The following is a 15497-nucleotide window of genomic DNA, read 5'->3' as shown; positions in this document are numbered from 1 at the left end:
GTTTCAACCTCAAGTATTAGTTTACTTGAGGTTTTTTTGTGTCTGAATTTTCTCTTAAAGCCTTTATCTATAAAGGTCGGTTATTCTGTGTGTATCAACCTATAAGAAGTAGTCTACTCTTTAATAAAATATTCGCGATAAGTTTATATTTTTATTATACTTTCAAAATTAATGATCACCTACTAACGGTAAGAACAAAGCATCGGCTCTAGCGGCGCTAACACTGGTAGCATAGGGTGGCCTGATCGCTTATGTGATTTTGACTCTATCTTCTCTTATATTGGAAGCTGACGCATGGCAGGTGGTGACATTTATGCAGGCATCACTTAAGTCTTGGCTGTCGCTTAAATCTATTGTCTATATCTCAACGCTGATTGGCTTTGAACTGTAGGCGCACCTGCTGGCGCAAAATATGGCTTCAAAGGTTGCATCATTTGCCTTGTTGGTGTCTGTATCCGGTATGGCAAACTCAGTGCTGCTTATGAGAGAAGTTGTAACGTGGTGAAAGATCCGGCTATAGTGCTGATTTTATCTTGGCTTGTGCTGGCAAATGTGAAGATAGGGGTAGATACAAAGTCTGCTACTAACTAAATCGTGTTAACACTCTGTCTTTTAGATAAGGTATAGTTTTAAACAATACATCAAGACAAGCATATTCCTCAAACATTAGCTTGTTTGAGGTTTTTTGTATTTGATGACTTGCTATTAAATAGGGGAGTATTACTGTGGCATACTTCACTAGAAACGATATTAATATTCTTTATCTATCATAGGCTTACAATGAAAAATTATATTCTAGAAATAGAATACTGTATAAAGTAGAGTATTGTATAGTCTACAAGTTAGAATTCATTAAACTGTAATTTACGTATTCTTTAATAGATTCAGCTTGCGTTGTCTTTACGAGAGAGTTATGGTTGTTATATAGCTGATACTAAATAAAATAAATACGCTGTATCTTTATACGATAATGGGATAAGTTTTTTAAGCGCTGTCTTTGTTAGGCAGTGCTATAAAAAGTTATTCTAATATCATTATATTTTTATTTTAAACGAATGATATATAGTTTATACACCGTTCTCAGGCTGTATAGTCAGTCCACTATAAAATGAATACAGTGTAAGTGACTGGGGTAGATTTTACATAGCTTCTGGCTGTAACGACACCGCAAGCAAGTAACATGCGCACCAGTAACAGGTTATGATGTTTGTACTTTTTTTATTTAAGGATAGCTACACTCAAATATATTCATATGAGAGAATAAATTTGAGTATATGGTAATCGTTATTGCTTCATTTGATAGAAGTCTTCTAATCAAATGAGCTTAAGATAATTATCAAAATTTTAAATTCAATGTCGAACCTATTCGGCAATGAACCAATGATCCATGCTTTTGTAACATCAAAATAAACAGCTGTAATAAATATTTAGCTAATGGAGAAATTGAGATGACTAAAAAAGACAAACTTACCTCAGATAAAAAGTATCCTAAATCTACAGAATACAAAGGACGTAAAATTAAGTTTTCTGATCTTTCAAGCTCTGAATTACAAAGCTCTGAATTACATGATAAAAAAGCACATGAAGTTGAGAAACGTGCTGGTCTACATGATAAAAGAGCACTTGAAGTCGAAAAACGCGTTGACCACAGCCAAAAGCACTTACGAAAATTAAAAGTTGAAGTTGATGAAAAAGAATTTGAAGTTGTAGAGCTGCAAGAAGGAGTATTTGAGTCTGGCCTATTACCATATTCTTCATACGAATCACCAGTTGAATTGGCACAAGACGTGATTAATTACGTATCAGAGTTTAAAAAATAACGCCTCTTAAATATACAGTTTGTTCAAATTCACACTGCCTGGACGTTTGCTTCTAGTCACTAATGCCTAGCATTTGTTTCCAAGCATATTAAAAAGGAATTTTCACTCATGACTTGTAGAAAAAATGTGAATGCTCTGACGACAGAAGAAAAGGCCGCTTTCATTACCGCTATTAAGCTTATGAAAGCGGAAGAGTACGTATATGTTGACAATCCAAACGATCCCGCACATGTACGTGATAGATATCCTAATATAACCAATACTTATGATAAGTATGTACTCGATCATCATATCGGTATGTATACAGGAACCCCAGGGGGCTGGGGAAGCAATTTTTTAACTCGCAATGCAGTGTACCGTGGTCCAGCGTTTTTACCATGGCAACGTGAGTTTATACGCCGTTTTGAGCTGGACTTGGATAGATTGGTGCCGGGGGTGACTTTGCCCTATTGGGACTGGGCGTCAGATGCCGCGGATCCTATGAATGCCGCTATCTGGGCTGATGATTTTATGGGCGGCAATGGATCTGGTGCGAGTAGAGTGGTGCAAAGTGGGCCATTTGCTTACGATGATGCAGATCCAGAGAACAGTTGGGTTATTATCAATTATTTGGGACTGCCTGACGGTGGGTTGGTTCGGAATTTTGGTTCTCGGCGCAACACTCCAGATTTGCCCACGCAAGCTGACATTGACGAAATCCAGCAGATATCCACCTATGATAGCGGTAACTTCAATACGAATAGCGTGGGTTATCGCGGCGCGAATGAAGGACGCATACCTGTCAACGGCAAAACCCCTCCGCCTGGTAATACCCATGCCCTCGTACATGAGTGGATAGCTGGCTCTATGATGCTTGGTACATCGCCTAATGACCCGATATTCTTTTTGCATCATTGTTTTGTAGATAAACTATGGGCTGATTGGCAAGCGCTGCATCCAACAGTGCCTTATGTACCCGACGATACAGCAAGCAATGATCTCAATGGTCATCGTTTAAACGACGAGCTTTTTGGTTTGGGTACGCTGATATCTGCGACACTAGATCATCACGCTATGGGATACTCGTATGATACGGATACACCACCCATAGTAACACCGGTCAATACGGAATTAGTGTTTAACGACACGCCTATAGGTACGACAGCGGTACAAGCTGTAACTTTTAACATTAGTGCCCCCATTCCTGATAACAGCTTTTGTAGAGATCTGGTATTCACTATTACGGCTGGCCCGACAGGTACAGGGTTTGGCATTCCTAACGGCGATAGAGTCGTCATTAATAGAGACAATACCAATGTAGCAGAAGTTTGGTTTTCTTACACGGCTACTAGCGACACTGATCCAGTCACAGGAACCGCACAAATTTCCTGTGTGCAAACGGGGCAGACTTGGTCCATTAATTTATCTACCAACACTATGCCTGCCGATAATACTACTAGAAAAAATTTAAATACCCTAACGACAGAGGAAAAAGCTGCTTTCATTAATGCTATTAAGCTTATGAAAGCGGAAGAGTACGTATATGTCGATAATCCAAACGATCCAATATACGTACGCACCAGATATATTAACATTACCAACACCTATGATAAGTATGTACTTGACCATCATATCGCTATGTACACGGCAACACCCGGAGGTTGGGGTGGAAATTTCATGAATCGAAATGGAGCGCATCGCGGTCCCTCATTTTTGCCATGGCATCGCGAGTTCATACGCCAATTTGAGCTGGACTTGGCCAGATTGGTACCGGGGGTGACCTTACCTTATTGGGACTGGGCGTCGGATGCCGCGGATCCTATGAATGCCGCTATTTGGGCCAATGATTTTATGGGCGGCAATGGATCTGGCCCGAATAGAGTGGTGCAAAGTGGGCCATTTGCTTACGATGCAGCAGACGTAGAGAACAGTTGGGTTATCATTAATTATTTTGGACAACCTGATGGCGGATTGGTTCGGGATTTTGGAGGTAGTACGCCCAATCTGCCGACTCAAGCTGACGTTGACGAGATTCAGCAGATCTCTACTTATGATAGCGGTGATTTTAACCAAGCCAGTGTGGGCTATCGCGGGGCGAATGAAGGGCGTTTACCTGTCAATGGCAAAACACCTCCGCCTGGTAATACCCATAACCTCGTACATGAGTGGATAGCTGGCTCTATGTTACCTGGCACATCGCCTAATGACCCGATATTTTTTATCCATCACTGCTTTGTCGACAAACTGTGGGCTGATTGGCAAGCGCTGCATCCAACAGTGCCTTATGCACCTGACGATACAGCAAGCAATGATCTCAATGGTCACCGCTTAAACGATGAACTTGTTGGTTTGGGTACGCTAGTATCTGAGACGCTAGATCATCATGCTATGGGATACTCATATGATACCGATAGCCTGCCATAATGACATCGCTCAATACAGCGTTAGCGTTTGATGACATGGCTATAAGTAGTACAATCATGTAAGTTGAAAGTTTTAATATTGATACATTCAATCATGATGGTAATAGCGTTGTGATTGATACATAAAAGCCAAAGGGACGACATAGATTGTCCCTTTGGCTTTTTAATGCTTAGCTTTTATAGCTTAGTATTAAGAGTTAGGTGATTCCTACTTTTCAATCAGTATATTTTTCATTGTAAACCTTTTCTTATCTAGCATAGTGCCAATTAGTGTAGTGGCAATAAATAAGTATCTAATTAATCCATCGACATATAATCCATTACTTATGAATGTAGCCTTGGCTCATTTAAAACATTATATTTCTCCTCAAACAACATTAATCTACTATTTCGTTTTTACTTCACACTTATAAGTCATTCTAAAAATCGTATTTAAAAATTGTCATGCATCATTCCACGAGATAAATTTTATTTATTGAGTATATTTGTAATTATAAATCTATTAGAGAGCCAAATTTTTTAAATAAATTAACAATAGTTTTTAAGATATTAATACAACGCTTACCCTCGTTCAAAGCTATGTATTCAATGCTTTATTCTTTTCTACTATCAATACTAAAAAATACCAAAACAAACATGGACGGACAAATATTGTTAAGCCACTAATCAAAACCTCTGCTAATGAAGCATTATAGGTTTGACAATTTAAATTAGACTGTGTATAGCTAAAGGTGATAAACCCTTGATGTAATGGATAATTTCCAAGCATTAGTACATTTATTTTATGTGTTTGGTAATCATTTCTACATCTGCTCGTGCTGCTGACTTTCAGTTGTGATGTCTGCCGCAATGCAACGCTAAACCAAATAATCGTAATAAATATCTGGCTAATGGAGAGTTTAAAATGATTAAAGACAACAAGCATATCCCAGATGAAAAGTATCCCAAATCCATAGAGTATAAAGGACGAAAAATTACCTTTTCTAAACGGCCAATCTCTGACAAAAGCCGAAAGATTTTACAGGTATTAAAGGTTGAAATAGACAATAAAGCATTTGAAGTCGTAGAGTTTCGCGATGGACTATTTGAGTCCGGTTTAATGCCGTATTCTTCGTACGAGTCGCCAGTTGAATTGGTGCATGATGTGATTGATAACCTACCGAATTTTGTAAAATAATCAATTTTGCCTACATGGTTTATTTAAGCTCACAATGCCTGGACCTTTGCTCATCGTTATTCGTTTCAAGCATCTAATTCCAAGCATCTAATAAAGGAATTGTCACTCATGACTTGTAGAAAAAACGTGAATTCTCTGACGACAGAGGAAAAGGCCGCTTTCATTAATGCTATTAAACTGATGAAGGCTGAGTTATACGCATACGTCGACGATGAAAATGATGCCGCACACGTACGCGCCTTATACCCTTTAATCAATAATACCTATGACAAATATGTACTTGACCACTATATGGCCATGAACTGGGCAACACCAGGGGGTTGGGATTGGGCTTTAGATCCAATGAGTCCTAGCCTGTTCATGATTCGAAATGGAGCACATCGCGGTCCAGCGTTTTTGCCATGGCACCGTGCGTATATACGCCAGTTTGAGCTGGACTTAGACAGATTGGTACCTGGGGTAACATTACCATATTGGAACTGGGCAGCAGATGCAGCGGACCCTATGAATGCCGCTGTCTGGGCAAATGATCTTATGGGCGGCAATGGATCTGGTGCGGGTAATTTTGTTCAAGATGGTCCATTCAGAGCAGACATTTGGGATATTGTAGTCGTTGACGTTGATTTTAGAGACCTAGATTTGACCAATCCACAGGTTAGAATTGACGAAGATCTGGTTCGACGGTTTGGCGCTAGCGTTAGGGCTCCTAACTTGCCCACTCAGGATCATGTTGATGAAATTCAAGCGATAACGCCATATGACAGTGCTGATTTTGATAGAGTAAGCATAGGTTATCGAGCTGCGAACGAAGGGCGTATGGCTCTTGCAAGCGGAAACTCTCCACCACTCTCCAACACTCATAATCTCGTCCATGAATGGGTAGGAGGTTCTATGCTTCCAGGCACTTCTCCCAATGACCCAGTCTTTTTTTTACATCATTGCTTTGTGGACAAACTATGGGCTGATTGGCAAGCGCTGCATCCAACAGTGCCTTATATACCAGGCGATACGGCAAGCGATGATCTTGAGGGTCACCGCTTGAATGACGAGCTCTTTGGTTTGGGGATGCTGGTATCTGAGACGTTAGATCATCATGCTATGGGATACTCGTATGATACGGATACGCCGCCTATAGTGACACCTCTCAACACGACGTTAGTATTTAACGCCACACCTGTAGGTAGTACAGCGGTGCGGGCTGCAACTTTTAATATAAGTCCTCCCGTTCCTGACAACAGTTTTTGTAGAGAACTAATCTTTACTATCACGGCTGGTCCTACAGGTATGGGGTTCGGAACGCCTGACGGTGATAGGGTTGTCGTTAATAGAGATAGTACCAATGTAGCGCAGGTTTGGTTTTCGTACACGGCAACCAGTGTTGGTAGCTCAGGTCCAGAAACCGCGCAAATTACCTGTGTACAAACTGGGCAAGCGTGGTCTCTCAGTTTATCTGCCACGACTATCCCCAAACCAACGGTCGCCACCGTTTTGGTATTGGATAAATCTGGTAGTATGGCTTGGGACGCAGGCGATGGTCGGTTACGTATTGAAGTGCTCAAAGACAGCGCGCCTGTATTCGTCGATCTATTGGGTGACGAGGACAGTATTGGTGTGGTGTACTTCGACAACGATGCGACTCTGGGGACTTCGATTGCGGTTGCGGGCGCGTTAGGGACGGGCTCTGGGCGTATAGCTGCGAATGAAGCCATCACGGATCAACCATCACCTGGCGGTTCGACGTCTATTGGTAGTGGGATCGAGTTGGCCAGTAGCGAGTTGGATGATTTGACTCCTAGCAGCTATAATCATACCGCTATAGTGGCGCTAACGGATGGTCGCGAAAACCGAGCGCCTTACATTAGCCAACTTATAGATGATGGTATCATTGATGATAGCGTCTTTGCTATTGGCTTGGGCACGGCGCTACAGATCAGCCCTGCTGCTTTGGAAGCATTGACTGGTAGTACAAATGGTTATGTCTTAATGACTGGTACTTTGGATACTGATGACTACTTTACGCTTCAAAAATATTTTTTGCAGATATTGTCAGGGGTTAAAAATACGGAGGTAGTGATGGATCCCGAGGGTTGGATTCAACCTGCCCGCGAGATACGTATTCCGTTTAATCTTAACGAAGCAGATATCACAGTAGATGCAATCTTGTTGACGGGAGACGCTCTACCAGATGTTTTTGACTATATGCTTGAAACTCCGAGTGGCAAAATAATCGACCCAAGCATTGCCAACGCTTCTGTTGAGTTAGCGTTTTTAGCAAGTGAACATGTGCAGTTTTATCGCATGACTTTACCGACCGCTGTTGCAGGGCTTGAAGAACGTGAAGGTCAATGGCATGCAGTCCTCAATCTGAATGAAAAAGTGTTCGCTAAATATTTAGCCGGCCTCGAAAATGACCGTGAAAAATTTGATGAGGTCAAGACACACGGGCTACGCTATTCTTTTAATGTGCATTCTAGTTCTGATCTAAGCTTTAGAGCGCAGCTTGAGCAGGCTACCCGAGAGCCAGGCGGCATGATAACTTTATCAGCTCAATTGACTCAGTACGAGCGCCCCTTAGACAATGGTACGTCCATCCGAGCAGAGTTAGAAAGACCCAATGGCACTAAAGTAAATTTAACCCTATCGGAGGTTGAGCCTGGTGTTTTCAATGTCGCATTCCATGCTGGTTCAGCTGGTGTCTATAAGGTGCGGGTTTTGGCGAAAGGTCAATCAATACAAAACAACCCCTTTACAAGGGAGCAGCTCTTAAGTGCTTCTGTCTGGATAGGCGGTGATGATCCGTTCCCAAGCAGTAATACGGATGGATATGATCAAAAACTCTGCCATCTGCTTATGTGTTTGCTAGAGAAAGATAGTATTCGCAGCTTTCTCAAACGACAAAAGATTGATGCCGAAGAGGTGAGCGAATGCCTTAAAAAAGCTTGTGCAGATAACCGTCGATCAAAGTTACGACCAGAGGTTACTAACAATACAGAATTGACCGATGCCTTGGTCGCGTTTGTTAAAAACCCAAGCCTCATAGTAAAGTGGCTTAGAAATGCAAAAAACAAGCCGTAATCTTATGGACGTATAGCAAGATGGATGTATAACAAGCCAAAGGAACGGCATACTGCGTTTCTTTGGCTTTATAATTAATATATGAATGATTTTCAAAAATTTTTCAACATTACTCAGATTGGTACCTAAGTTTAGATTGTTACTTGAGTTTAGATTGGTATCTAACATGGTAGTTTTGATAAATATCTAAGTAACTTGACCTTTATGTTGTATTGTTAAACGCAGTCGTTTTCTTTAATACTAAACCCCTACAAATAACAATGGTTTATTACCAACATGGAATAACTACTATGAAATAACTGTGCTATATTCTAATGAAAGAATACGACTGTGCACTCATTGGTCATTAATAATTAATCCTCACTCATATAAGGAAGTTTTTTATGTCAAGGTCAGATGTTTCGGATAAAAAAGTTGCTTTAGTAACAGGTGCGCTTGGTGGAATTGGTACAGCTATTTGTGAGAAGTTAGTGACTAATGGTTATCATGTCATAGCGACCTTGAGTCAAGAAGATCCTGAGCGTACAAAAAAGTGGTGCGAAGATAATGGATTTGACTCGGATAACTTTGAGTTTCTTGCTGTTGATTTGAGTAATCACGAAACTGCGATGGCAGCGATTAAGCAGACAATCGATAAGTACGACAGTATTTATGCTTTGATAAATGGAGCGGGTATCACTCGTGATAGCAGCTTCAAAAAAATGAGCTTTGCGCAGTGGCAGCAGGTGATAGAGACTAACTTGACGTCTCTTTATACCATTGTCCATCCAGTTTTCGTCAAGATGCTAGAACAAAAAACCGGTCGCATCGTCAATATCAGTTCGATAAATGGCTTACGTGGTCAGTATGGTCAGACGAACTATTCAGCCGCCAAAGCAGGTATTATTGGATTTACTAAGGCATTGGCATACGAAGGAGCTTCTTCATCAGTTACCGCCAACGTCGTTGCTCCTGGTTATACATATACACCCATGGTAGAGAGTGTACCTGAACATATCATGGATAAAATTAAAGAAACCATTCCAATGAATCGTTTGGCTAGTGCAAACGAAATCGCTGCTGCTTGTATGTATCTTATCAGTGAGGATGCCATATTCGTCACAGGTGAAACCATATCAGTTAATGGTGGTCAGTATATGTCTTGACTTTACTGTTAAACATTTTTGTTACAGTACTGTATAAAGTGACAAACTTAATAATATTATAATGTTTTCTTAACCTTCAACGCATACGATTTTTTCTCAACCGTCAATATACGGAGCAATAAGATGTCACAACAAACCCCGCAAGATTATATGAACCAGTTCAATGAAAATGCAAAAAAAATGTTCGAACCTTGGACAAAGCTAAACCAATCGTTCGATACAAGGAGTAATGATATGTCACAACAGACCCCGCAAGATTATGTCAATCAGTTCAACGAAAGCGCCCAAAAAATGTTTGAACCTTGGACCAAGTTGAACCAAGCTTTTTTAAAAAACGCTGAAATGATGACCGAGTTTTCACTTAATACTATTAAGACCTACGCAGAAATGGGTTTAGAAAACATGCGTCAAGTTTCAGAAATAGACTCTCCAGAAGCTGCCAAAGACTTTAGCAGTAAGCAAGCAGAGATGCTTAATACTATCAGTCAGAAAATGCTATCAGACGCTCAGCGCATGACAGAGCTTGGCAGCAATATGCATGATGACGTTATGAAAGTTTTGGGTGAAGTTCAGGGTCAAACCAGTGAGCAAATGCAGTCAAGTATGCAGAAAACTGCTGATCAAGCAACAAAAAAAGGTCAAGAGTACGCAGCAAACATGAACAAAATGGCTGAGCAGTTTACTGAACAAGCCACAAAAGCTGCGAAAACTGCGACTGGTGCAAATACCAAATCAGGTGCAAAGACAAATACCAATACTAACTCGAATACCTCAAATACGAAAACGAGCACAAAGACTGGAACTAGTAATACCAGCAGTACTGGAAAATCAACAAATAAGTAATTGTAATTACTGATAAATTTAATCATCTTATTGGTTGTTATTGATGAGATATCATGTAATTATTAAACCTAAAAGGTGGGTTAGAGAACTCTATCCCATCTTTTTTCTATTGTGCTAGCTTTATTGGATCAATAGGCTTGCACTTTTGTACAAATTAGAAGTGTTTTATAACTATATATCGTTTAAAGCTGGATACTGTTTAAATCCAGTATCGTTTATGGATAGGAAAATAGGTAAAGATATGGATAATCATAAGTCCGATAAAAACAATCAGCAATCCGATGACCAATCAAATACATCATCGCAAAAACCAAATACACAACAGTCAAATACACAAGATAGTCAAAACAACACTAGCGATGCCTTTAACTTTAATAGCTTTGGTCAACAATATTTAGATCAGTTAAACCAAGTAAATCAGCTTAATCAATCTTTATTTGATCAATCTAATCAAGCTTCAAATCCGTTCGAAGCCAACATGAAGCTATGGCAGAACTCAATCAATAATTTTGGCAATTTTATGATGCCAAGTACTTCTGAAAACGTTGATTCGCAAAAGCCAGACTCACAGCAAGGTGATCAAAACAAGGACCAACAAAGCGCTGACAGCGATATGGGTGATCTTAACGAGTTGTCCCAAAAGTTTTTTAGCGAAACGTTAAAACGAGTTGGCCAAGATGACAACATAAGCCAATCTCTGATGCTCAATATGATAGATGGATGGCAGAAGTTTAGCACAGGCGTAGCAGACAAAAGCCCCACTGCATTAATCGAACAACAGATGAATTTATGGAAACAACAGTTCCAGCTGTATCAAAATACCCTGATGAAGGGCTCTGAAGACCAAATACAACCTCTTGTCACTCCAGAAAAAGGCGATAAACGCTTTACAGACGAAGAATGGACCAACAATCCTATTTTTGACTTTCTAAAACAAAGCTATCTTCTAACCGCTAATGGCATGATGGATACCATTGATAATACTGAGGGAGTTGATGAAAAAACCCGTCAGCGCTTATCATTTTTTACTCGTCAATGGTTAAATGCAATGGCGCCAAGTAATTTTTTATGGAGTAATCCTGAAATACTGCGCTTGACCATGGAGTCAAAGGGACAGAATCTGGTAAGAGGACTCAAGCAGCTAACAGAAGACATGGAAAAGAGCTCCAAAATGCTGAGCATTCGCATGACGGATCATGATGCTTTTAAGCTTGGTGAAAACATCGCTACAACGACAGGCAAAGTGGTGTTCCGTAATCGGTTGTTTGAGTTGATACAATATAATCCAACGACAGCTAAAGTTCATAAACGTCCTTTATTGATTGTACCGCCATGGATTAATAAATTTTATATCATGGACCTAAAAGAGAAGAACTCATACATTCGTTGGGCGCTCAATGAAGGCCATAGTGTCTTTGTGATGTCGTGGGCCAATCCAACGCGGGCTTATAAAGACGTCAATATGAAGGATTATATGCACGAGGGACTGCTGACGGCTTTAGATGTCATTAAGGAGATTACAGGGGAGTCAGCCGCTAACGTCATCGGTTATTGTATCGGTGGTATGTTACTGGCGTTGACGCTATCTTGGTTGACTGAAAATAAGCAGGCAGATCGTATAGCCAGTGCAACTTTTTGGGCCACGATATTTGACTTTAGCGATCCTGGAGACTTAGGCGTATTTATTGACGAACGTACGGTCAGTGCGCTTGAGCAAGAAGGAGAGCAGCAAGGGGTGTTTGACGGACGTCTGATGGGCGCCGCCTTTAGTCTATTACGTGAAAATAGCCTTTATTGGAATTATTATGTGCAAAATTACCTAAAAGGGGAGCGTCCAATTCCTTTTGATCTTTTATATTGGAATTCTGATGCTACCAACGTGACTGCTGCATTGCATAGCTTTGTATTGCGCGAGCTGTATTTGGGCAACAAAATGATTGAAAAAGGCGAGTTGGCATATGACGGAGTAAAGGTTGATTTGTCAAAAGTGACTATCCCAACCTATGTCGTCGCAACATTACAAGACCATATCGCCAAATGGAAAGGAAGCTATGCGTCTACACAAGTGCTGGGTGGTGATGTTACCTTTGTACTCGGTGAGTCAGGGCATATCGCTGGCATTATCAACCCGCCAACGGGTAAGTATGGCTTTTATACCCATGAAGATTATGTCGCCGATCCTGATGAATGGTATGCCAAAGCAGAAAAGCACGATAAGAGCTGGTGGCTACATTGGAGCGAATGGATCAATCAGCACAGTGCAGGTGAAGTAGATAGCAGACAACCGGGTATCACGTATACAGGTAAAGAGTGGCAGATACTCTCTGATGCTCCAGGGGAGTATGTACATGTCAGGGCAGATGAAGCTTTACGCTCAACTGAACCTTAATAAATCTTGTCTGTTAGTAAACAATTAGCCTTAGTGGAATTAGCCTTAGAGGATAATCAATAATAGCAGTATATAAAAAACATTATCGTCAACTCAAAATTGGAATCACCTATGTCAGACACTATTGAAAAAAATATTGAAAATCCAAACAAAGCCGAGGTGTGGTTAAGTCGTAGCAACCCACATCATAGAGCTACAGGTTTGATACCAAACTTTCAAGAGATGGTAAACCATCAGTTTTACAAAAATGAAAATACCATAGACGAGCTCAACCTACAAAATAACTATAGAACAGACGGCGCAGGTTTACTGATAGAGGTTACTTGTAAGCATTTACAACAAAATCATAAGCAAATTCAAGAAAATATCCAGACACTGAATCAAGATAAGAATGCCATCATAAAAAGTTGGCAGAAGATCTCTACGCCAAAAAAACTATGGCAAGAATGGTTGAGCTACAGTACAGATAGTAGTAAACGACTTTTACAAACAGTCGATGTACTTAAAGAGCGTGGTGATATTTTTCTTGAGCATGAGCTGGCTGGCTGCCCGCCAGTCTTAGATTATGACTACCAAGTAATCATGGATGCAACCAAGTTTGAACGCCCATGCAATTACGTCTTGCTAAGAATAGAACCACCTAAAGGGATTGTCACCAACGACGATGAGCGCCCTTATATCGTGATTGACCCCAGAGCTGGCCATGGTGCAGGTATTGGTGGCTTTAAGCATGAGAGTCAAGTCGGTGTCGCACTTAACAAAGGCCATCCTGTGTATTTTGTGGCATTTAAGCGTCTTCCTGAGCCGACGCAAACCATTGCCGATATTACTTATGCTGAAGGAAAGTTTGTCCGTGAAGTAGAAAAAAGACATCCCCATGCACAATCACCAGTAATCATTGGTAACTGTCAAGGTGGGTGGGCGGCGCTTATTTTGGCTGCAACCAACCAAGATATCAAAGGGCCTATCGTCTTGAATGGTGCGCCCATCTCAGCTTGGAGCGGAGAGGTTGGAGTCAACCCGATGCGTTACAAAGCAGGCGTCAATGGCGGTACTTGGCTATCTATGCTTAGTGCTGACATAAATAATGGCGTATTCGATGGGGCAGCACTGGTTGATAATTTTGAAAAAATGACCCCTTATCGTAACTATGTCGGAAAATATTACGATCTTTACAAGAACCCAGAAGCTAATCGTCAGCGCTTTCTTGACTTTGAGCGTTGGTGGGGTGGTTTCTTTTTAATGAATGACAAAGAAATTCAGTGGATTGTAGAAAACATCTTTGTTGGCAATCGTCTTGCTCGCAATACCGCACAGTTAGAAAAAGGGACAAATATTGACCTGCGTAATGTCAAAGCACCTATTATCGCTTTTGCTTCACATGGTGATGATATTACCCCGCCTCCTCAGGCATTATCGTGGATTCTAGATGCTTATAGTGATGAGCGAGATGTTGAGGTTTGCGGTCAACGTATTATCTATATGATTCATGAGCAAGTAGGCCATCTAGGTATCTTTGTCAGCTCCAAAATAGCCAATCATGAGCATACAGGTATAGCCTCAATCATGGATATGATTGAAGTTTTACCACCAGGATTGTATGAGTTGCACATTGACCATATTGAGGGATCGGGGCAAGAAAAAACGTTTACCGTTGATCTAAAACGTCGTACTTTTAAAGATTTAAACCAAGCGCTAGGAGACGACCGAACCGATGAAGAATTATTCAAAGCGGTACATCGGTATTCTATGACTCAGACTCAAGCTTATGAACATAATTTGCGCCCACTAGTAAAAGCTATGAGCAATGAAACTTCCGCTCAATTTCTTCGTACTATGCACCCATTGAGACTCCAAAGAAGTATATGGAGTAGTAGAAACCCGCTAGCAGTAGCTACTTGTCATTTGAGTAAAGCAATGACTGGTACAACTGATAACCAGCAGAGCGAAGACTTCGTCCCTGCAAAAAAAGCTAAAAAAGCGCGTCATTCTTCTGATAGTTATGCCAGAGTGAAACTGCCAGCCATCGAATCTATGCAGCAGGACAACCTTTTCTTGCAAGTCGAAAAAATGTTTATGGATAGTGTCAGAGTGACGCTAGACTTTTGGCGAGATTGGCAGGGTAGATATACAGAGAGTATGTTCTTTGGGATTTGGTCAATGCCTTGGTTTCGTGAATATGGAGAATCAGTAGGCTCACGTCGTCTGTTGAATAAAGACGAACTGCATGAATTGCCAAAGGTAGAAGAGGCACTGACCAAAATCTCTGAAGGCAGTTTTAATGAAGCTGTCGTGCGTATGATGATTTTGTGTAATATAGTTGCTGATGACAATATAGACCGTGACCAGCTGATGCGTTTGACTGAAGTGCTGACTGAACAAGAACCATTTAGTCAACTTTTGAACACCGAATTGGCAGCCATGATACATACTCAGACGCTTATCGTTCGTTTTGCTGAAGATGCCTCTATTGAGTCTTTGAACACACTCATCGAAACCAAGTCAGAACGCATCAAAGCATTCAAACTGGTTTATTATGTGGTTGGCGATAAATCAGAAGATAGGAATTATAGGACGCTATCGATGATGAATGGTATCAAAGCTGCATTGGGTTTAGCTGATACTGATATTAAATAGTAGTTTTCA

The 15497-nt window shown here is 40.8% G+C and carries 8 protein-coding genes; all 8 read left to right on the top strand.

Annotated features, from left to right (window positions below; all coding sequences use genetic code 11):
* The first annotated feature begins 1448 nt into the window (after positions 1-1448).
* Positions 1449-1820 carry a hypothetical protein gene (locus tag ACS8FB_RS03890; protein WP_439261098.1) on the top strand — a complete coding sequence of 124 codons (372 nt, stop codon included), beginning with the start codon at positions 1449-1451 and terminating at the stop codon, positions 1818-1820.
* Positions 1821-1928: 108 nt separating this feature from the next.
* Complete coding sequence (locus ACS8FB_RS03885) at positions 1929-4223, top strand: tyrosinase family protein (protein ID WP_439261097.1); 2295 nt, start codon at positions 1929-1931, stop codon at positions 4221-4223.
* A gap of 903 nt (positions 4224-5126) precedes the next feature.
* Positions 5127-5399 (top strand): hypothetical protein, encoded by a 273-nt coding sequence (locus tag ACS8FB_RS03880; protein ID WP_439261096.1) that lies wholly within the window; start codon positions 5127-5129, stop codon positions 5397-5399.
* Positions 5400-5507: 108 nt separating this feature from the next.
* Positions 5508-8474: a tyrosinase family protein gene (locus ACS8FB_RS03875; protein WP_439261095.1), complete on the top strand. Its 2967-nt coding sequence runs from the start codon at positions 5508-5510 to the stop codon at positions 8472-8474.
* Positions 8475-8857: 383 nt separating this feature from the next.
* The gene (phbB, locus tag ACS8FB_RS03870) at positions 8858-9619 is read left to right on the top strand and encodes an acetoacetyl-CoA reductase (RefSeq protein WP_439261094.1); all 762 of its coding nucleotides are present in this window, start codon (positions 8858-8860) and stop codon (positions 9617-9619) included.
* A gap of 123 nt (positions 9620-9742) precedes the next feature.
* Positions 9743-10462, top strand: coding sequence for a phasin family protein (locus ACS8FB_RS03865; protein WP_439261093.1), 720 nt, complete (start codon positions 9743-9745; stop codon positions 10460-10462).
* A 241-nt stretch (positions 10463-10703) separates the two neighbouring features.
* Entirely contained in the window at positions 10704-12851 is a 2148-nt protein-coding gene (gene phaC, locus ACS8FB_RS03860) for a class I poly(R)-hydroxyalkanoic acid synthase (RefSeq protein ID WP_439261092.1), read from the top strand.
* Between the two features lie 111 nt (positions 12852-12962).
* Positions 12963-15488, top strand: coding sequence for a DUF3141 domain-containing protein (locus ACS8FB_RS03855; RefSeq protein ID WP_439261090.1), 2526 nt, complete (start codon positions 12963-12965; stop codon positions 15486-15488).
* Positions 15489-15497 lie beyond the last annotated feature (9 nt).

Origin of the sequence: Psychrobacter sp. 1U1, assembly GCF_051847535.1 — a bacterium.
Lineage (GTDB): Bacteria > Pseudomonadota > Gammaproteobacteria > Pseudomonadales > Moraxellaceae > Psychrobacter > Psychrobacter saeujeotis.
The sequence above is the reverse complement of the archived record's forward strand: the minus strand, read 5'-3'. Positions and strand labels throughout refer to the sequence as shown.

Coding starts and splice junctions, on each gene's coding strand:
- ACS8FB_RS03880 (WP_439261096.1), top strand. CDS start 5,127: ATGATTAAAGACAACAAGCATATCCCAGATGAAAAGTATCCCAAATCC.
- phaC (WP_439261092.1), top strand. CDS start 10,704: ATGGATAATCATAAGTCCGATAAAAACAATCAGCAATCCGATGACCAA.
- ACS8FB_RS03890 (WP_439261098.1), top strand. CDS start 1,449: ATGACTAAAAAAGACAAACTTACCTCAGATAAAAAGTATCCTAAATCT.
- phbB (WP_439261094.1), top strand. CDS start 8,858: ATGTCAAGGTCAGATGTTTCGGATAAAAAAGTTGCTTTAGTAACAGGT.
- ACS8FB_RS03875 (WP_439261095.1), top strand. CDS start 5,508: ATGACTTGTAGAAAAAACGTGAATTCTCTGACGACAGAGGAAAAGGCC.
- ACS8FB_RS03865 (WP_439261093.1), top strand. CDS start 9,743: ATGTCACAACAAACCCCGCAAGATTATATGAACCAGTTCAATGAAAAT.
- ACS8FB_RS03885 (WP_439261097.1), top strand. CDS start 1,929: ATGACTTGTAGAAAAAATGTGAATGCTCTGACGACAGAAGAAAAGGCC.
- ACS8FB_RS03855 (WP_439261090.1), top strand. CDS start 12,963: ATGTCAGACACTATTGAAAAAAATATTGAAAATCCAAACAAAGCCGAG.